At 62.7% G+C, this 17,514-nt stretch carries 15 protein-coding genes; 6 read left to right on the top strand and 9 right to left on the bottom strand.

Features of this window, described 5'->3' with window-relative positions; all coding sequences use genetic code 11:
• The first annotated feature begins 37 nt into the window (after nucleotides 1-37).
• On the top strand, nucleotides 38-835 hold the full coding sequence (locus P6U28_RS14095; RefSeq protein WP_122403150.1) for an AAA family ATPase: 798 nt from the start codon (nucleotides 38-40) through the stop codon (nucleotides 833-835).
• A gap of 568 nt (nucleotides 836-1,403) precedes the next feature.
• Here P6U28_RS14095 and P6U28_RS14090 read toward each other — a convergent pair.
• Complete coding sequence (locus P6U28_RS14090; RefSeq protein ID WP_122402213.1) at nucleotides 1,404-2,504, bottom strand: IS4 family transposase; 1,101 nt, start codon at nucleotides 2,502-2,504, stop codon at nucleotides 1,404-1,406.
• Nucleotides 2,505-2,842: 338 nt separating this feature from the next.
• Between P6U28_RS14090 and P6U28_RS14085 the strand changes: the two genes are divergently transcribed.
• Both P6U28_RS14085 and P6U28_RS14080 read left to right on the top strand, forming a co-directional pair.
• Nucleotides 2,843-3,406 carry an SRPBCC family protein gene (locus P6U28_RS14085; RefSeq protein ID WP_122403151.1) on the top strand — a complete coding sequence of 188 codons (564 nt, stop codon included), beginning with the start codon at nucleotides 2,843-2,845 and terminating at the stop codon, nucleotides 3,404-3,406.
• A gap of 2 nt (nucleotides 3,407-3,408) precedes the next feature.
• Nucleotides 3,409-4,362, top strand: coding sequence for a cytochrome D1 domain-containing protein (locus P6U28_RS14080; protein WP_407122488.1), 954 nt, complete (start codon nucleotides 3,409-3,411; stop codon nucleotides 4,360-4,362).
• A 25-nt stretch (nucleotides 4,363-4,387) separates the two neighbouring features.
• Here the strand turns inward: P6U28_RS14080 and P6U28_RS14075 are convergent, their stop codons facing one another.
• Nucleotides 4,388-5,575: a hypothetical protein gene (locus P6U28_RS14075; protein WP_407122487.1), complete on the bottom strand. Its 1,188-nt coding sequence runs from the start codon at nucleotides 5,573-5,575 to the stop codon at nucleotides 4,388-4,390.
• A gap of 281 nt (nucleotides 5,576-5,856) precedes the next feature.
• Nucleotides 5,857-6,498 (bottom strand): HAD family hydrolase, encoded by a 642-nt coding sequence (locus tag P6U28_RS14070; RefSeq protein WP_407122486.1) that lies wholly within the window; start codon nucleotides 6,496-6,498, stop codon nucleotides 5,857-5,859.
• Nucleotides 6,499-6,567: 69 nt separating this feature from the next.
• Between P6U28_RS14070 and P6U28_RS14065 the strand changes: the two genes are divergently transcribed.
• On the top strand, nucleotides 6,568-6,762 hold the full coding sequence (locus tag P6U28_RS14065) for a hypothetical protein (protein ID WP_407122484.1): 195 nt from the start codon (nucleotides 6,568-6,570) through the stop codon (nucleotides 6,760-6,762).
• Here the strand turns inward: P6U28_RS14065 and P6U28_RS14060 are convergent.
• The 6 genes from P6U28_RS14060 to P6U28_RS14035 form a co-directional block, all read right to left on the bottom strand.
• Entirely contained in the window at nucleotides 6,759-7,016 is a 258-nt protein-coding gene (locus tag P6U28_RS14060; protein ID WP_407122483.1) for a YcxB family protein, read from the bottom strand. The genes P6U28_RS14065 and P6U28_RS14060 overlap by 4 nt on opposite strands.
• Before the next feature lie 42 nt (nucleotides 7,017-7,058).
• Nucleotides 7,059-7,337, bottom strand: coding sequence for a hypothetical protein (locus tag P6U28_RS14055; RefSeq protein ID WP_407122482.1), 279 nt, complete (start codon nucleotides 7,335-7,337; stop codon nucleotides 7,059-7,061).
• A gap of 199 nt (nucleotides 7,338-7,536) precedes the next feature.
• Nucleotides 7,537-10,521, bottom strand: coding sequence for an excinuclease ABC subunit UvrA (uvrA, locus tag P6U28_RS14050; RefSeq protein WP_122403155.1), 2,985 nt, complete (start codon nucleotides 10,519-10,521; stop codon nucleotides 7,537-7,539).
• A gap of 273 nt (nucleotides 10,522-10,794) precedes the next feature.
• The gene (locus tag P6U28_RS14045; RefSeq protein ID WP_407122480.1) at nucleotides 10,795-11,547 is read right to left on the bottom strand and encodes an outer membrane protein; all 753 of its coding nucleotides are present in this window, start codon (nucleotides 11,545-11,547) and stop codon (nucleotides 10,795-10,797) included.
• A gap of 237 nt (nucleotides 11,548-11,784) precedes the next feature.
• Entirely contained in the window at nucleotides 11,785-12,477 is a 693-nt protein-coding gene (locus P6U28_RS14040) for an outer membrane protein (protein WP_407122479.1), read from the bottom strand.
• Nucleotides 12,478-12,714: 237 nt separating this feature from the next.
• Entirely contained in the window at nucleotides 12,715-13,485 is a 771-nt protein-coding gene (locus tag P6U28_RS14035) for an outer membrane protein (RefSeq protein ID WP_122403157.1), read from the bottom strand.
• 439 nt (nucleotides 13,486-13,924) lie between these two features.
• Between P6U28_RS14035 and P6U28_RS14030 the strand changes: the two genes are divergently transcribed.
• Together P6U28_RS14030 and gyrA are read left to right on the top strand one after the other, a co-directional pair.
• Complete coding sequence (locus tag P6U28_RS14030) at nucleotides 13,925-14,419, top strand: single-stranded DNA-binding protein (protein ID WP_407122478.1); 495 nt, start codon at nucleotides 13,925-13,927, stop codon at nucleotides 14,417-14,419.
• A 312-nt stretch (nucleotides 14,420-14,731) separates the two neighbouring features.
• Nucleotides 14,732-17,476 carry a DNA gyrase subunit A gene (gyrA, locus tag P6U28_RS14025; RefSeq protein WP_407122476.1) on the top strand — a complete coding sequence of 915 codons (2,745 nt, stop codon included), beginning with the start codon at nucleotides 14,732-14,734 and terminating at the stop codon, nucleotides 17,474-17,476.
• Nucleotides 17,477-17,514 lie beyond the last annotated feature (38 nt).

The following is a 17,514-nucleotide window of genomic DNA, read 5'->3' as shown; positions in this document are numbered from 1 at the left end:
GTTCCATTACGGTTTTGAGTAGAGAGGGGGCAGGAGCATGAGCCGGACACGACGCCGTCAGACCACGTTGCGTGCGCCTTATCTCAGGCGCGTCTGGCTCGATCGCTCGCGCGTCGAGGACTGGGAGGCTTATCCGTTCTGTCTTCCTGTGTTCAGGGATGAGTTCGACCAGAGCTTCGACGCCGCGGTCACGATCATCGTCGGCGAGAACGGGAGCGGCAAATCGACCATTCTCGAGGGCATCGCGGGACTGGCCGGCTTTGCCAGCACCGGCGGCCGCAAGGGTTTTCAGGAAGTCGACGGCGGCGGCATCGAGATCAGCGGCGATGAACTGTCCTCTGCGTTGCGGGCTGCCTGGGTGCCAAAGGTGACCGACGGCTGGTTCTTTCGTGCCGAGACGTTCTTCTCCATCGCGCGCTATCTGGACCGCTCGGCGGTGGATGCTGCGCACGCCATGGAAGGCGTGTTTGGTGCGAGCGTTCAGGAAGCGCCCGACTATCTCTCCTTTTCCCACGGCGAAGGTTTTCTGGTGTTCTTCGAGGAGCGCTGCCAGAAGCAGGGCATTTACATCTTCGACGAGCCGGAATCCGCGCTGTCGCCGGCACGGCAGATGGACTTCCTCAAGCTGCTGCATCGCATGGATCTCTCCGGCAATTGCCAGGTGATCATGGCGACCCACGCTCCGCTGCTGATGGCCTATCCCAACGCGCAACTGTTGCGGCTCGGGAAATACGGCCTTGAGCCGGTTACTTTGGAGCAGACGGATCATTACCGGGTGATGCGGGAGTTCTGCGATGATCCGCGCGGGTTCGTGGAGGCGACGCTGGGAGAGTAGGCAAGGGCACTTCCTCGTCATTGCGAGCAAAGCGAAGCAATCCAGAATCTTTTCCACGGCGGCAGTCTGGATCGCTTCGCTACGCTTGCAATGGCGGAGTGGAGGGCCACACCGCGCTCACCTGTCGTGTCCCGGACAAGCCGCAACGCGCGAGCGTTGTGGCGCAGAGCCAGGACCCAAATGGCGACACGGTACGACGCCGAAGAGATGGGTCCCGGCTCTGCAGCGCATCGCTGCGGATGCGCTGCGCTGCGTCCGGCCACGAGAGTGCAATTCATCTTCATACTCGAATCTAAATCGCACACGCGGTTCCCCGTTCTCGCGGCACATCGTGCCCGAGCTTTGCTTCAGCTGCCGCCCTCGAAAGTGCCGAGGGCGCAGGGAAGGCCGCATAGGCGTTAAGGTAGCGCGAGCATCGATTGATACGGACGTTTTCGAGGAGGCTCGCGCAGGTGCCGCCCAAGCGCTCGCTTTCTGCGGCGAAAGCAACGGATGGTTGGTTGTGGAATGATCGCTTGTAGCAAGGATGCAACGAGTTGTTGCAAAACACGCCAAGCGCCAGGTGCCGTCAGGCGGCCTGCGTCCAGCGGGGAGAGTCCTCGAAGTCGCGGGCAAGCGGCTCGAGCAGCAGGATGATCAAGAGGTGTGCCAGCAAGTAGGGCTTGGCGGAGCGCGGATCGGTTCCAGGTGGCGTCTTGAGACCAATCAGACTCTTCAGTCGCTTGAAGCCAAGTTCGATGCGCCATCGCAGTCGATAGAGCGCGAGTACATCCTTGGTGGAGAACTCGTCCCGCGCGAGCGACGTGACCAGAATGACCCAATCCGCGGCTTCCAGAGTTTCTTTGGAGATGACGCGGTTTTCGTCTTGTGCGTCGCGCCGGGCCTTACGGCGCGAAGCCGCGACTGCACCGGCGGGCTTCTTGACTGCGACCAGACGCATAGCCAGAGGCGCACCGTCCTTGCGTTTGATCCAAATCCTCCGATCGATCAGTCCGTGCGCCTTCGCCGCACGCAATTGGGCCATCAGATCGAACGGAAGGCCTTTGGCATCAAGCCAACGTGCGTTCTTCCAGCCCGCTCGGATCAAAACGTCTGCCCCGGCGTCGCGCACAGCGGCGATGCGGTCAGGTTGTAGATAAGCGCGGTCAGCAATGCGGATCTCGTTCTTGACCACCGGTATCCGGTCAAACGTTTCGCCTTCTTGCTGATCTGTCAGCTCGAAGTGACCAAAGCGCTCATATGGCAGATCGAATGCACTATGAACGCGCCAAAGCTCACTGTTCCTGCGCGCAGCCGGTCCTGCCTGAGGCACTGTCGTCGCATCGATAATGCGGATCAGGCGGCCTCGGCTCGCTTTCGGGGCTGCCGCAGCGAGCAAGCCCTCCACCAGCACTGCAAACCAATCGCCACATTGACGCAGGCGATAGAACAACGCCACGCTGCTGAGGTCGGCAAGGCCAACAGAAGCGGCCCACGCGGCCGTCGATCTCAACCCTCTTTCACCCAGACAATAGGCCAGCATCAGCCGAAGTAACGCCACCGCATCTGGAATTTGGCGCCGCCGCACGAAAGCCTTCGTCTGGCGCGCACTTATTTCAAGCTGCGCAGCCCCGCCGAGCTGCGTAACCACTCTCGTCCAGTCCTCGTTCAGAAGCGATTCGTCTGCCATCCCGCCTTGGAATCACGTGTGATTCCAACACTCAAGAACAAACTTAACGCCTATGGGGAAGGCCGGGTGCCGGCCGGGCACCCACGGTCCACTGTGCGAAAACTGCGCTACGAGAAGCTGCACAGCGGCATACAGGTGAAGCCAAACATCCGGCCTTCCCTGCGCAGTGGTTTTACGGCTTTGGCGTGTTTTGCCCGTCGGGCACCGCAACAGATGGTGTGAACGGAGAAGCCCCGCCACAGCCGCACCACGAACTGGTCTCCCCACGGTCCAAAAATGCGTTACGATGATCTCAGCGCGCGTTCCAAGTCGCGCAGGATCAGGAGTGAGGAAACGGTATGAGGATGAGAAGCGGAACGGCGCTCGCCGGGGTGGCGGCGCTGGCGGTGGCGGGGATGGCTCTGACGGCAGCTTTTGAGCCGGTCTGGGCCCATGGGCCGACGCGGCAGAAGGTGCGCGAATCCATCGAGATCAACGCGCCGCAGGACAAGGTCTGGGCCGCAATCCGCAACTTCCAGGACATGAGCTGGCTGCCGCCTGTGACCAAGACCACGGGCGAGAGGGGCAACGAGATCGGCGCAACGCGCCAGCTGACGCTGACCGGCGGGGCAACCGTCGATGAGGAGCTCTACAAGTACGAGCCCGACATGATGAGTTATTCGTACCGCATCACCAAAGTCGACGTGAAGGTGCTGCCGGTGACCAATTATTCTTCGACTCTCAGCGTGTCGCCGGCTCCCGATGGCAAGTCCAAGCTGGAATGGGCCGGCGCATTCTATCGCGGCTATCCCAACAACGATCCGCCACCGGAGCTGAGCGACGAAGCCGCCAAGACTGCGGTGAGCGGGCTCTACAAGACCGGCCTCGAAGCGCTGAAGAAAAAGATCGAGAGCGGCAGCTGATCGTGCGTATCCCGGTCCTGGCGGCGCTCGCCGCCAGCCTCTGGCTTGCCGCTTCCCGCGGCGCGGTCGCCGAGGAGGCGTTCGTCACCAACCAGCTCAGCGACGATCTGATGGTCGTAGACCTTGCGACCGCGCGCAGCGTTGCGACCATCCCGATCGGCGGCAAGCCGGCCGGCGTCGCCGTCAGCGTGGACGGACGCTTTGCCTATGTGACGAGCCCCGATGCCAAGGCCGTGACGGTGGTGGACGCCGCCGCGCGCCAGGTCGCTGGCCGCGTCGAGGTCGGCGGCGGGCCGCTCGGCATTGCCGTGGCGCCCGACGGCAAGACCGTCTATGTCGCGGACTGGTATGTCGCCGCGGTTCGGCTGATCGATACGGCCTCGCGCAGCGTCACCGCCAGCATCGCGGTCGGCGCCTCGCCGTCGGGCCTCGCCGTCACGCCTGATGGCAAGCTGCTGCTCTCGGCGGACCGCGACGACGACAGCGTCTCGATCGTGGACACCGCGACGCGCCAGCGCAAGGCGACCATCAAGGTCGGCACCCGTCCGTTCGGCGTCACCATCGACGCCGATGGCAGGCGCGCCTACACCGCCAATGTCGGCTCCGACGACGTCTCGGTGATCGACATCGCCGAAGGCAAAGAGATCGGCCGCGTGCCGGTCGGCATGCGCCCCTATGCGGTGGCGCTGGCGCAGGACCGCGGCTTCGTCACCGACCAATATGGCGGCACTGTCAGCGTGTTCGACCTTGCGACACTGAAGCCGATCAAGCGCATCAATGTCGGCGACTATCCCGAAGGCATCAACGCGACCGCCGACGGCAAGCGCGTCATCGTCGCCTGCTGGGAGAGCAACGTTCTGGACATCATCGATGCGGTCGAGCTGAAGGTGATCGGCGAGGTCAAGACCGGCGACGGCCCGCGCGCGTTCGGGGCGTTTTTGCGGAGGACGGAGTAGGGGGTGGAGGCGGATTCGCTGAAGCTCAGGCGATGCCGGCAGCTCTTTCATGATGGGCCAGGGGCGCCAGCTGGAGCATTGCCTCGTAGATCGCCGGACCGGAAGATACGTCGTGCATCAGGTCAGCCCAATCGTCGCGACTGAACGCAGCGACCTCGACCTTAAGCTCCGCCAGCCATTGCGCTCGCAATTGTCGATACAGACTGAGCAGAATCCGCATGCTGATGAATGCGCAAAACGTCGCGGGGACAATGCAAAGGCTGGTGAAAACCAATGCTTGGACGCCGACAGCCAACATCATCGGCAACGGATCGGTTGCTTCAGGCTGAAGCGACGCGGCCTTACTGTACACCAGGAATGCTGACAGGAGCCACAACGCCATGGTGACGAGAAGAAACGTCATTGCGATTGCCCACGATAGCGCCTTTCCCTGTCGAAGCGATCGCTTGCAGATTTCCAGCATGGACTGCAAGTCACCGCCGATGAAGCTGAGAAATATCTCGAGGGGATGGAAACCGTTGTCGGCGAGAGCCTCGATCTGAAAGACCGGGTAGCGCTTGTCTGCCGTGTTCGGGATCGTGCCGTCGTCCCCTGATATCAGGAGGACGACCGGGTGACCGATCGTCGTCGCGGCCAGGATTTCGTGTTCCACGAATGAATCTGATGGACCGGGAATGCAAACCACGAGCTCGGTTTTCTTCAGCAGCTCGACAATCTTCCGTAGAAGAGCTTGATGCTCCGCCTTGTCGTCAAACGGGAGCCGGGATACCGCAAACCCTTTTCTCTCAAGAAAGACGTGCAACTGTTCTGCGGCATCGCCGCGAACACGGTTGAACGAGACGAAAATGCGTAGGCGACGTCGCGAAGCGAACCGATACAGCAAGGGGGCGACGAGACACACGATTGTCATCAGGAGGCAGAGCCCGCCGCTCAGAAAAATCGCGCCTCGATCGATGGCGATCTCCCTACCTATCTGGCCGACCAGCTTCTGCGTAGCTTCGATCTGTTGGGGTTTCGTCGCTAACCTCTCGGCAAGCCGTGTAGCAAGGAGTAGGGCCACGCGATCAAAGATGTCGGTGTAGATGGACTCGGCGACGAGGGTCGCGATGAATACGATCTTTGCAGATAGCGCCTTTAGCGGCTCGGCTTTCACGAGCGCGTCGATCAGCGCTGATATCTCTTTGGCGAAGATTTCGGCAAACCGGCCCAACATTCAGCTTCTCCGGGCTTTTGTCGGGATACCACCGTGCACAATAGTCGCTGAAGAAACTTGGGAGTGCATACGATACCACAGATTTTTCTACTTGTGGTTTGCTATCCGAAAAAAAGTCGACAGCAGCATCTGGACCAGCGACAAACTGATTGTCGATCTCGTTGTAGATATCGGTATCGAGCACGACGCGCACCCTGCCGACCGGCGACGTCAGGAGTTCAGGCGGGCTGCGTCCGTGAGCGTCATCACCATCTCCCTGGGCCTTGCTTGGCAAATGCGGATCATATCCTGGCCGGGATGCGGCCAGCGATATCCGTGATCTCATTCATCCGCTCGAACATGTGGTCGGGCCCCCGAGCTCGCAGCGCCGCCGGGGCCGCGTAGCCCCAGCAAACCGCGCCGCAGGCAATTCCGACAGTGCGTGCCGCCTCGATGTCGCGGACCTCATCGCCGATCGAGATGACCTTGCCAGGCTCAACACCCGCGCGCCGGATGACTCGACGGAATTTTGCGGCCTTGCCGAACAGTGACGCCGAGCAGTCGAAATGCGAAAACAGTGCGGCGGACTCGCCGAGCTTCTCGCGCGCATTGGCTTCGCTGTCGGAGGTGACCAGCGCGAGCTGCACGCCGTTGTCGGCCAGCGTCCGCAGCATCGTCTCAACGCCCGCAAACAGCGAAATCTCGCCAGCTGCCTCCGCCTTCAACCGCCGCGCATGCCGCGCGATCGCCGGCAGCTTCCACAATGGCACCTCGAGCCGGGTCAGGATCTCGCGGCTCGACGCATGCCTGAGCTCTTCGATTTCCTCATGCGTGACGCGGCGAAAATTGAAGCGATCGGCGACGTCGTTGATGGTGCGCAGGAACCAGGGGAAGCTGTCGGCGAGGGTTCCGTCGAGGTCAAAGATGACGAGGGCGTAGGGCATGGGGGCGGATTTTGAGCTCACCGACGAGCGAGAGGTCGCGTGCTAGTATTCGCGAGTTCGAGCACAGCCATGCGACACGAGCGGATCGAAATCAACCCTGCGGTCATGGACGGCAAGCCAATGCTCTGGCTCGCCGATGAGTGCATCGCTGCCTCCCCTGTACGAGAGCCGCGCGCCGGTCGCGACGTGCCTTATATCGCCGAATATGCCGCGAGCCTGAGCGACATGGAGTTAAGGGCGCGCGCGGCCCGGTATCGCCATTAAGCGGAATTGACGGCGCTCGAGGAAACGGTGGCGGACCGGAGCCGCTCACTGGCCCATTCAGCAAAAGCAGCGCGTGCGGAGGGATCGGAAAAGGCTCGCGCTGGTATGAAAAAGCCTTGCCCTGAATTGTACCATATCCCCACCATGGTCGGTGCATCTGTCACGCCCTTGATGGAATGCCAGGACGTCCGGCGTTCGCTGCCGGGGGTTCTGACGACAATCGAGCTATCGTCAAGAGTGACGTTCCATGTCATTTGCGCTACGCGATCTACCTCAAACAGGTTGTCCTGGATTTGTCAGATGATCCGCAATGTTAGGAAAAATGCCTGAATCTGCCCAAGTACGAGGCAGACTACCAATACAAACAGTGTTTGCGGTGTGATCCATTCTAGAGCCACGGCAAGAAGACCCGCTATCATCAGGACAGCCCAAACGTTGAGCGCTTGAACTTGGTAGGCTTCCGTATCGAAGTGCACCTTTAGACGTTTGCCTACAAGTTTTCGGAAGGATCTATCTTCCTCTATTGTGATGTTGAATTGGAAACGAAAGCTTGACTGATCAATTACGTCGCTCAAATCTCATCTCCGCGGCGAAGCCAATTGAGTATAGTCATCACCCGCGAGATAACCATAGGTTGTGTCGGCTAATAGCGTAGTCGTCTGAACAACTTTGCGCATCTGCGAAGGGGCCGCCCGATGTGGCAGCCCGGTCTCCGATGATTGTCTGATTGCAGACCGTTGGTTTCGCGTAGATTGGCCGAGTCCAAACCGACCCTCACTCCGCCGCCTCGCTCGCCGCACGCCTCCGCTTCGGCTTTCGCGCCTTCTCCAGCACCGGAGCCAGGAATTTCCCCGTATAGCTCCGCGGCGCCTTGACGATATCTTCCGGCGGGCCCCAGGCGACGATCTCGCCGCCGCCGTCGCCGCCTTCGGGGCCGAGGTCGATGACCCAGTCGGCGGTCTTGATGACTTCGAGATTGTGCTCGATGACGACGACCGTGTTGCCCTGCGCGACCAGCTCGTGCAGCACCTCCAGCAGCTTCTTGACATCGTGGAAGTGCAGGCCGGTGGTCGGCTCGTCCAGGATGTAGAGCGTGCGGCCAGTGGCGCGCTTGGACAGCTCCTTGGCGAGCTTGACGCGCTGGGCTTCGCCGCCTGAGAGCGTGGTGGCCTGTTGGCCGACATGGATGTAGTCGAGGCCGACGCGGTGCAGGGTCTGGAATGTCTCGCGCACGCGCGGCACCGCCTTGAAGAACTCGGCGGCTTCCTCGACGGTCATGTCGAGCACGTCGGCGATGCTCTTGCCCTTGAACAGCACCTCCAGCGTCTCGCGGTTGTAGCGCTTGCCCTTGCAGACGTCGCAGGTGACGTAGACATCGGGCAGGAAGTGCATCTCGATCTTGATGACGCCGTCGCCCTGGCAGGCCTCGCAGCGGCCGCCCTTGACGTTGAAGGAGAAGCGGCCGGGCTCGTAGCCGCGCGCCTTGGCTTCGGGAAGACCCGCGAACCATTCGCGGATCGGCGTGAAGGCGCCGGTGTAGGTCGCGGGGTTGGAGCGCGGGGTGCGGCCGATCGGCGACTGGTCGATGTCGATGATCTTGTCGATGTGCTCCAGGCCCTCGATGCGATCGTGCGGCGCGGCACCTTCGCTGGCATTGTTCAGCTTGCGGGCGATGGCGCGGTAGAGCGTGTCGATCAGCAGCGTCGACTTGCCGCCGCCGGAGACGCCGGTGACGCAGGTGAACAGGCCAAGCGGAATCTCCGCCGTGACGTTCTTGAGATTATTGCCGCGCGCGTTCACCACCTTGATGGTGCGGCGGTGGTTCGGCGGACGCCGCTCCGGCACCTCGACCTCGAGCTCGCCGGTGAGATACTTGCCGGTGAGCGATTTCGGGTTGCGCATGATGTCGGCGGGCGTGCCTTCGGCGACGATGTTGCCGCCATGCATGCCGGCGCCGGGGCCGATGTCGAGCACGTAGTCGGCGAGGCGAATGGCGTCCTCGTCATGCTCGACCACGACCACGGTGTTGCCGAGGTCGCGCAGCCGCTTCAGCGTATCGAGCAGGCGGGCGTTGTCGCGCTGGTGCAGGCCGATCGAGGGTTCGTCGAGCACGTAGAGCACGCCCGTCAGGCCGGAGCCGATCTGCGAGGCCAGGCGAATGCGCTGGCTCTCGCCGCCGGACAGCGTGCCGGAGGAGCGCGACAGCGTGAGATAGTTGAGGCCGACGTCGAGCAGGAAGGTGAGGCGCTCGCGAATCTCCTTCAGGATGCGGCCGGCGATCTCGTTCTGTTGCTTGTTCAGCGCCTCGGGCACGCCCGCGAACCACTCGCCGGCCTTCTTCACCGACAGCTCCGAGATCTCGCCGATATGCTTGCCGCCGACCTTGACGCAAAGCGCCTCGGGCTTCAGGCGGAAGCCATTACAGCCCTCGCAGGGCACGTCGTGGAAGTACTTCGCCAGCTCCTCGCGGGCCCACTCGCTTTCGGTTTCGCGGTAGCGGCGGTTGATGTTGGTGATGACACCCTCGAACGGTTTCTTAGTGTCGTAGGAACGCACCCCGTCTTCATAGGAGAACTTGATCTCGTCCTCGCCCGAGCCGTAGAGGATCGCGTTCTGCGTCTTCTTCGGCAGATCCTTCCACTTGGTGTCGAGCGTGAACTTGTAGTGCTTGCCGAGCGCGGTCAGCGTCTGCACGTAATAGGGCGATGACGATTTGGCCCAGGGCGCGATCGCGCCCTTGCGCAGCGTCAGATCCTTCTCGGGGATGACGAGATCCTCGTCGACATGCTGCTCGACGCCGAGGCCGCCGCAGGCGGGGCAGGCGCCGTAGGGATTGTTGAAGGAGAACAGGCGTGGCTCGATCTCGGGAATGGTGAAGCCGGACACCGGGCAGGCGAACTTTTCCGAGAACAGGATGCGCTCGGGGCCGCTCTTGTCGTGGATCTTGGCGGTCTTCTTTTTCTCTTTCTCTTCGGCGGGCGCGGCTGCGGGCGCATCGGCGAACTCGACGACGGCGAGGCCCTCGGCGAGCTTCAGCGCGGTCTCAAAGCTCTCGGCGAGGCGCTGGCCGATGTCGGAGCGGACCACGATGCGGTCGACCACGACGTCGATGTCGTGCGGGAATTTCTTGTCGAGGCTTGGGGCTTCCGCCAGCTCGTAGAAGGTGCCGTCGATCTTAACGCGTTGAAAGCCCTTCTTGAGCCATTCGGCGAGCTCTTTCTTGTACTCGCCCTTGCGGCCGCGCACGACCGGCGCCAGCAGATAGAGGCGGGTGCCTTCGGGCAGCGCCAGCACACGGTCGACCATCTGCGAGACGGTCTGGCTTTCGATCGGCAGGCCCGTGGCGGGCGAATAGGGCACGCCGACGCGGGCCCAGAGCAGGCGCATATAGTCGTAGATCTCGGTCACCGTGCCGACGGTGGAACGCGGGTTCTTCGATGTCGTCTTCTGCTCGATCGAGATCGCCGGCGACAGGCCGTCGATCTGGTCGACGTCGGGCTTCTGCATCATCTCCAGGAACTGGCGGGCATAGGCCGACAGCGACTCGACGTAGCGGCGCTGGCCCTCGGCATAGATGGTGTCGAAGGCGAGCGAGGATTTGCCGGAGCCGGAGAGGCCGGTGAACACCACCAGCTTGTCGCGGGGAATCTCGACGTCGATGTTCTTGAGGTTGTGCTCGCGTGCGCCGCGGATCGTAATTGCGCGCAGGCTGGAGCCCGCGTTCTGTTGTTGGCGCTTCGCCCTGATCACTTCGTCCATCCCGCTGGTCCCTCAAGGAATCCAAAGACGCGCGATCGCGCCAATGCAAAGGCGCGCTTCGCCCGGAACCGGGATCGGCGCCGATGGGTATGGCAGCGAACGTAGGAAGAACGGCGGAGGATTTCCAGTGGGACTTGCGAATCGTCAACGGATTGTTGGCGCGCTGGCGGCATCTGGCAGCAAGCGGGCGCGGAACTGCACCTCAACAGCCCGCCGCAACAAAAAGGCCGGCGCGAGGCCGGCCTTTCGTGGCGATGTGACGTCGGTCAGCGATCAGTACTTCGCGACGACAGGGCCGCCGAAAGTGTAGTTCAGGCGGACGGTGCCCATGTCGACGTCCTGCTTGATACGATCGGTCCGGTCGTTGATGCCAAGCACAGTGAAATTGAGGTTGCGGCCGCCCATGAACAGGTGGTCGTATTCGATGGCAACGGACCAGTTCGGTGCGAAACCGAATTCGAGGCCGGTGCCGACCGCACCACCCCAGCGGGTCTCGCTTGCGCTGTCGACGACCACGCCGCCCAGAAGGCCGTTATATTTGGCGTGCGTGACCGCGGCGCCGCCCTTCACGTACCAGAGCACGTTGTTCCAGGCATAGCCGACCTGGCCGGTGAACAGGCCGATCGCATCGATTTTGGTCTGATTGACGACCGGCGCGAATGCGGCAAGCGGGCTCGCATTCGACCCCTTCAGATTGGCCCAGTCTCCTTGAGCTTCGAGCCCGAACACCCAGTTGGCCGCCTGCCAGCGATAGCCGACCTGACCACCGACGAGTCCACCGGTCGCGTTGTGACAACCTTCGGACACGACCGGGATTGGCGCGCCGAGCACAGCATTGAGATCCCAGCAATTGCGGCTCGAGGCACCACCGCCGTTGATGCCGAGGTAGAAGCCGCTCCAATTGTACATCGCGACTGGCGCGAGCGGAGCTTTGGTGTAGGGGCGGGCCGCCAAATCGGCTGCCGAGGCCGGTGCCAACGCGCTGAGCGCGAACAAACTGGCCGAAGCCAGCAAAAGCTTCTTCATATCCATTCCCCAGTTCCGTTTCCATTCCGGCCTTCCGGAGAGCGGAAGAGCAGCGGACCCTATGACTCAAGTAACGCCGTGACTTTAGACCATCGAAGCCAAAGGTTGTGTCTCCCTGGAGCCACATCTCGGCGAAAACGCTGGGGGCGGGCTGGCGTATTGCTACGCGCCTGAAAACAACAAAAAGGCCGGCGCGAGGCCGGCCTTTCGTAACGCGGGTAGCGTCAGAGACGCAGCTCAGTACTTCGCGACGATCGGGCCGCCGAAGTGATAGTTCACGCCGACCTGCACGGTGTGGAAGTTGAGCGTGCCGGTAGGAATGGCGCCCGAGAAGTAGGTCTCGCCGCCCAGGCTGCGATAGAGGTACTCGCCCTTGACCGACCACTGCGGAGCGAAGAACGCCTCGACGCCCGCACCAACGGTCCAGCCGGAGTGGAACTTGCTGTCGGAGACCGAGAGGGCTCCCAGGCTGGCGGTGAGCTTGTTGTCGATCCAGGCGTAACCACCGGTGCCGTAGAACAGCACGTTGTTGACAGCCCAGCCGATGCGGCCGCGCACGGTGCCCATCGCGTCGGTCTTCGAGGTCAGCGAGGCCGGGACGCCACCGACGCCGGGGACGAAAACCACACCTGCAGCCGTCGCGCTGACGTCGGCCCAGGCGCCATCGGCCTCAACGCCGAACACCACGTTGCCGGTCTGCCAGTTGTAACCGGCGGTGCCACCGACGAAGCCACCCTTCATCTTCGGGTCGCCCGAAGCGTTTTCCCACGCGCCGCCGCCGACGATACCGAGGTAGAAGCCGGTCCAGTTGTAGACAGCAGCGACCGGAGCGACCGGAGCCTTGGTGTAGGGGCGCGCCGCGAGGTCAGCGGCCGAGGCCGGAGCGGCGAGAGCAAACAAACAGGCCGAAGCCAGCAAAACCTTTTTCATTTTCAACTTAATCCCAGTCCCAGTTTCTGTTGTTGCCTTCCGCGACGGAAGGGCAGCGGACTCAACGGCCCAACTGATGCCATCTCTACACCACCAAAGGCGCACGTTGTGTCTCCGAAAAGCCACATAGCCGCAAAAGGTGATGGTTACTGACTTATTACTTCCAAGCGATCGAGCCGAAACAAGAAAGGCCGGCGCAAGGCCGGCCTTTGATCTCCGAATAATTTCAGCGAGATATCAGTACCTCGCGATCGCCGGGCCACCCCAGCGATAGTTCACGCGGATGAGGCCGATATCGACGTCCTGGCTGATGCGCTCGGACCGTGTGACGACACCGAGCGGGGCAATGGCGAAATTGCCGGATCCGGTGAAGTTGATCGTGCGGTTGCCGAGGAAGATGTGGTCGTACTCCAAGCCGACTGACCAGTTCGGCGCGAATCCGAACTCGATGCCTGCACCGACCGTGCCCCCCCAACGGGTCTCGTTGGCGCGATCGAATTCGAGGCCTGTCGCCAGATCGTAGGTGCGATAGCGATCCCCGACGACGGCGCCGCCGCCCTTCACGTAGAGCAGCACGTTATTCCAGGCGTAGCCGACCTGGCCGGTGAGCAAACCGAAAGCGTTGATCTTGGAACGATCGCGCAGGCCAGTCAGCGGGCTGATGTTGTCGCCGGAAAAGTCGGCCCAGTTGCCCTGGCCCTCGACGCCGAACACCCAGTTCGCCGACTGCCAGCGATAGCCGACCTGGCCACCGACCGTGCCGCCCGTGGCGTTGTGGCAGCCTTCACCGACCAGAACGCCCGTCACGGGCGTCACAAAGTCCCAGCACTTGTGGCTCGTGCCGCCGCCGCCGTTGATGCCGATGTAGAAGCCGCTCCAGTCGTAGATGGCAGCGACCGCCGGCGCCGGAGCCTTGGTGTAAGGACGCGCTGCGAGATCCGCCGCGCTTGCAGGAGCCGACAGGACCAACGCCATTGCACCGATTGCACTAAACAGAATCTTATTCATTGCAGTCTCCCCACTTTCGTCCGCTTCTCGAAATCCCCAAAGCGGCTGATCAGGCGCGACGCCCATATGAACTAATTCCGAGGCAACCGTAGCCTAAGGAAAGAGCAGAGTCCGTCTCCGAAATGCCACACTCGGCGACCGACTGAAGTGGCTGCAACTTGATGAATGTTAAGTGGTTTTTGCCGTTCACGGGAACCCGGAAAGGTTCCATCGGAGGAATTGTCTTTTTATCGGCACGCGACCGAATGTTCTGGTGCGTCGCCGCAAAGAACAAATCTGGAACAAAGCCGATGGTGATGCTATATGTGGGGATAACCCTGGGGGTGCCGGGCTGACCGGTGCCCGCAAGCGTATAGGGTCGCCTCGACGGGGCGCAGAGCAACGCGGGCAGCGGATTCGCCCTTTTGAAATTCAGTGGCATTCGGAGTGGAGAGCGGCGATGGCGGGAAGCGTCAACAAGGTCATTCTGGTTGGAAATCTCGGCAAGGATCCTGAAATCCGCCGCACCCAGGACGGGCGGCCGATCGCGAATTTGAGCATCGCCACCTCGGAGACCTGGCGCGACAAGAACACCGGCGAGCGCAAGGAAAAGACCGAATGGCATCGCGTCGTGATCTTCAATGAAGGGCTCTGCAAGGTCGCCGAGCAGTACCTGAAGAAGGGCGCGAAGGTTTACATCGAGGGCGCGCTGCAGACCCGCAAATGGACCGACCAGAGCGGCGTCGAGAAGTACTCGACCGAGGTCGTGCTCCAAGGCTTCAACTCGACGCTGACCATGCTCGACGGCCGCGGTGGCGGCGGAGGAGCCGGCAGCTTCGGCGACGAGCCGGGCGGCGATTTCGGCTCCTCCGGTCCCGTCAGCAGCGCTCCGCGCCGTCCGGTCGCCGCCGGCGGTGGCCGCAACAGCGACATGGACGACGATATCCCGTTCTGAGCGTGCGTCGTGTCAGCAATTCTTACTAATTTGATAGGGCGGGCTCGGATTTTCCGGGCCCGCTTCATGTTTGGGATGAGGTCCGCATTGCGCCCATGCGAAGTTGGCCGACGGGGCGGCTTCTCGCGTGATCAGCCAGGCGCGACGGGTGGTTCTGAAGGGCCGATTCCGGGAGCGGTTCAGGGGCTGGTCCGGAGCCTTAAGTTATTGGAAAAATAAGCGGAAAAAGCGCTTTCGAGGGGGCTGCAAGGGTGGTTATCCGACCCTGGATGCGCTATATGATTCCCAGATAAAACCTCACCGGATTTCCCCTTGGCTGACGACGACAACAAGCCCGGCGACCAGCCGGCGCAACCCTCGGACATTCGCCCCGTTTCCATCTACGAGGAGATGAAGAAGTCGTACCTCGATTACGCCATGAGCGTGATCGTGGCGCGCGCGCTGCCCGATGCGCGCGACGGGTTGAAGCCGGTGCACCGCCGCATCCTGTTCGCGATGAACAATCGCGGCGACACCCCGGACAAGAAGCACAAGAAGTCTGCCGGTGCCGTCGGCGAGGTCATGGGTAAATATCACCCGCACGGCGACCAGGCGATCTACGACGCCCTGGTGCGCATGGCGCAGGACTTCTCGATGCGGGCGCCGCTGATCGACGGGCAGGGCAATTTCGGCTCGGTCGACGGCGATCCGCCGGCGGCGATGCGCTACACCGAATCCCGTCTGACCAAGATCGCGCTGAAGCTGCTCGAGGACATCGACGACGACACGGTCGACTTCCAGGACAACTATGACGGCTCTGAAAAGGAGCCGGTGGTTCTGCCCGCGCGGTTCCCGAACCTGCTGGTCAACGGCGCCGGCGGCATCGCGGTCGGTATGGCCACCAACATCCCGCCGCATAATCTCGGCGAGGTGATCGACGCCTGTGTGGCGCTGATCGACAATCCGTCGCTGACCATCGACGAGCTCAACAACATCATTCCGGGGCCGGATTTCCCGACCGGCGGTATCATCCTCGGACGCCAGGGCATCCGCAGCGCCTACCATCTCGGCCGCGGCTCGATCGTGATGCGCGGCAAGGTCACCTTCGAGACGATCCGGAAAGAACGCGAGGCGATCGTCATCACCGAGATCCCGTATCAGGTGAACAAGGCGACGATGGTCGAGCGCATCGCCGAGCTCTACAAGGAAAAGAAGATCGAGGGCATCTCCGACCTGCGCGACGAGTCCGACCGCGACGGCTATCGCGTCGTCGTCGAGCTCAAGCGCGATGCCGTGCCCGACGTGGTGCTGAACCAGCTCTACAAGTTCACGCCGCTGCAGACGAGCTTCGGCGTCAACGCCGTCGCGCTCGATTCCGGCCGTCCGCAGACCATGAACCTGAAGGACATGCTGACGATCTTCGTCGGCTTCCGCGAGCAGGTCGTCACGCGACGGACCAAGTACAAGCTGCGCAAGGCGCGCGAGCGCGCGCATGAGCAGGTCGGCCTTGCCATCGCGGTCGCCAATATTGACGAGATCATCAAGGTGATCCGGCACTCGCCGACGCCGGCTGCGGCGCGCGAGACCCTGATGACGCGCGACTGGCCCGCCCGCGACGTCGAGGACATCATCACGTTGATCGACGATCCGCGCCACCGCATCAATGCCGACGGCACCATTCGCCTGTCGCTGGAGCAGGCGAGGGCGATTCTGGAGCTGCGCCTCGCGCGCCTCACCGCGCTCGGCCGAGACGAGATCGGCGAGGAGCTTTCCAAGCTCGCCGGCGAGATCGGCGAATATCTCGAGATCCTGCGCTCACGCGCGCGCATCCTCGACATCATCAAGACCGAGCTTGCCGAGGTCAAGGCGGAGTTCGCCACGCCGCGCAAGACCGTGATCATGGAGCAGGAAGGCGAGGTCGAGGACGAGGACCTGATCCAGCGCGAGGACATGGTCGTCACCGTCTCGCACGCCGGCTACGTCAAGCGCGTGCCGCTGTCGGCCTACCGGGCGCAGCGCCGCGGCGGCAAGGGCCGTTCGGGCATGCAGACCCGCGACGAGGATTTCGTCAGCCGCCTGTTCGTGGCCTCCACGCACACGCCGGTGCTGTTCTTCTCCTCGCGCGGCCAGGTCTACAAGGAAAAGGTCTGGCGGCTGCCGATGGCCGCGCCGAACGCGCGTGGCAAGGCCATGATCAACATCCTGCCGCTGGAGCAGGGCGAGCGCATCACCACAATCATGCCGCTGCCGGAGGATGAATCGACCTGGGGCCAGCTCGACGTGATGTTCGCCACCACGGGCGGCAATGTCCGGCGCAACAAGCTGTCCGACTTCGTCGACGTCCGCCGCTCCGGCATCATCGCGATGAAGCTCGACGACAACGAGGCGATCGTCGACGTTCAGATCTGCACCGAGCGCGACGACGTGCTGCTGACGGCTGCCGGCGGCCAGTGCATCCGCTTCCCCGTCACCGACGTGCGCGTGTTCACCGGGCGCACCTCGATGGGCGTGCGCGGCATCGCGCTCGGCGAAGGCGACAAAGTGATTTCGCTGGCGATCCTGCGCCACGTCGAGACCACCTCGGACGAGCGCTCGGCCTACCTGAAGATGCGCCGCGCGGTCGCAGGCGAAGCCGCCGCGGAAGAGGCACCGGTGGATGCCGAGGCCGAGGAGAGCTCGGGCAGCTTCCAGCTGCCGCAGGAGCGCTACGCCGAGATGTCGGCGGCCGAGCAGGTCGTGCTGACGGTCTCGGTCAACGGCTACGGCAAGCGGACCTCGTCCTACGAGTACCGCACCACGGGCCGCGGCGGCAAAGGCATCGTCGCCATGAGCGTCAATAACCGCAACGGCAACCTCGTGGCGTCCTTCCCGGTGGAGGAGGCCGACCAGATCATGCTCGTCACCGACAAGGGCCAGCTGATCCGCTGCCCGGTCGAAGGTATCCGCATCGCCGGCCGCTCGACCCAGGGCGTGATCGTGTTCGATACCGCCGAGGACGAGCACGTCGTCTCGGTCGAGCACATCACCGAAGAGGCCGAGAACGGGAACGGAGAGAGCAGCAACGGTAGCGGGGCCTAGGGCATGATCCGGAAAAGTGCGCAGCGGTTTTCCGAAGA

The sequence above is a fragment of the Bradyrhizobium sp. STM 3561 genome (genome assembly GCF_045571455.1).
GTDB classification, from domain to species: domain Bacteria; phylum Pseudomonadota; class Alphaproteobacteria; order Rhizobiales; family Xanthobacteraceae; genus Bradyrhizobium; species Bradyrhizobium vignae.
The sequence above is the reverse complement of the archived record's forward strand: the minus strand, read 5'-3'. Positions and strand labels throughout refer to the sequence as shown.

Coding starts and splice junctions, on each gene's coding strand:
- uvrA (WP_122403155.1), bottom strand. CDS start 10,521: ATGGACGAAGTGATCAGGGCGAAGCGCCAACAACAGAACGCGGGCTCC.
- P6U28_RS14040 (WP_407122479.1), bottom strand. CDS start 12,477: ATGAAAAAGGTTTTGCTGGCTTCGGCCTGTTTGTTTGCTCTCGCCGCT.
- P6U28_RS14035 (WP_122403157.1), bottom strand. CDS start 13,485: ATGAATAAGATTCTGTTTAGTGCAATCGGTGCAATGGCGTTGGTCCTG.
- P6U28_RS14030 (WP_407122478.1), top strand. CDS start 13,925: ATGGCGGGAAGCGTCAACAAGGTCATTCTGGTTGGAAATCTCGGCAAG.
- P6U28_RS14075 (WP_407122487.1), bottom strand. CDS start 5,575: ATGTTGGGCCGGTTTGCCGAAATCTTCGCCAAAGAGATATCAGCGCTG.
- P6U28_RS14085 (WP_122403151.1), top strand. CDS start 2,843: ATGAGGATGAGAAGCGGAACGGCGCTCGCCGGGGTGGCGGCGCTGGCG.
- P6U28_RS14090 (WP_122402213.1), bottom strand. CDS start 2,504: ATGGCAGACGAATCGCTTCTGAACGAGGACTGGACGAGAGTGGTTACG.
- P6U28_RS14045 (WP_407122480.1), bottom strand. CDS start 11,547: ATGAAGAAGCTTTTGCTGGCTTCGGCCAGTTTGTTCGCGCTCAGCGCG.
- P6U28_RS14070 (WP_407122486.1), bottom strand. CDS start 6,498: ATGCCCTACGCCCTCGTCATCTTTGACCTCGACGGAACCCTCGCCGAC.
- P6U28_RS14065 (WP_407122484.1), top strand. CDS start 6,568: ATGCGACACGAGCGGATCGAAATCAACCCTGCGGTCATGGACGGCAAG.
- P6U28_RS14095 (WP_122403150.1), top strand. CDS start 38: ATGAGCCGGACACGACGCCGTCAGACCACGTTGCGTGCGCCTTATCTC.
- P6U28_RS14060 (WP_407122483.1), bottom strand. CDS start 7,016: ATGACATGGAACGTCACTCTTGACGATAGCTCGATTGTCGTCAGAACC.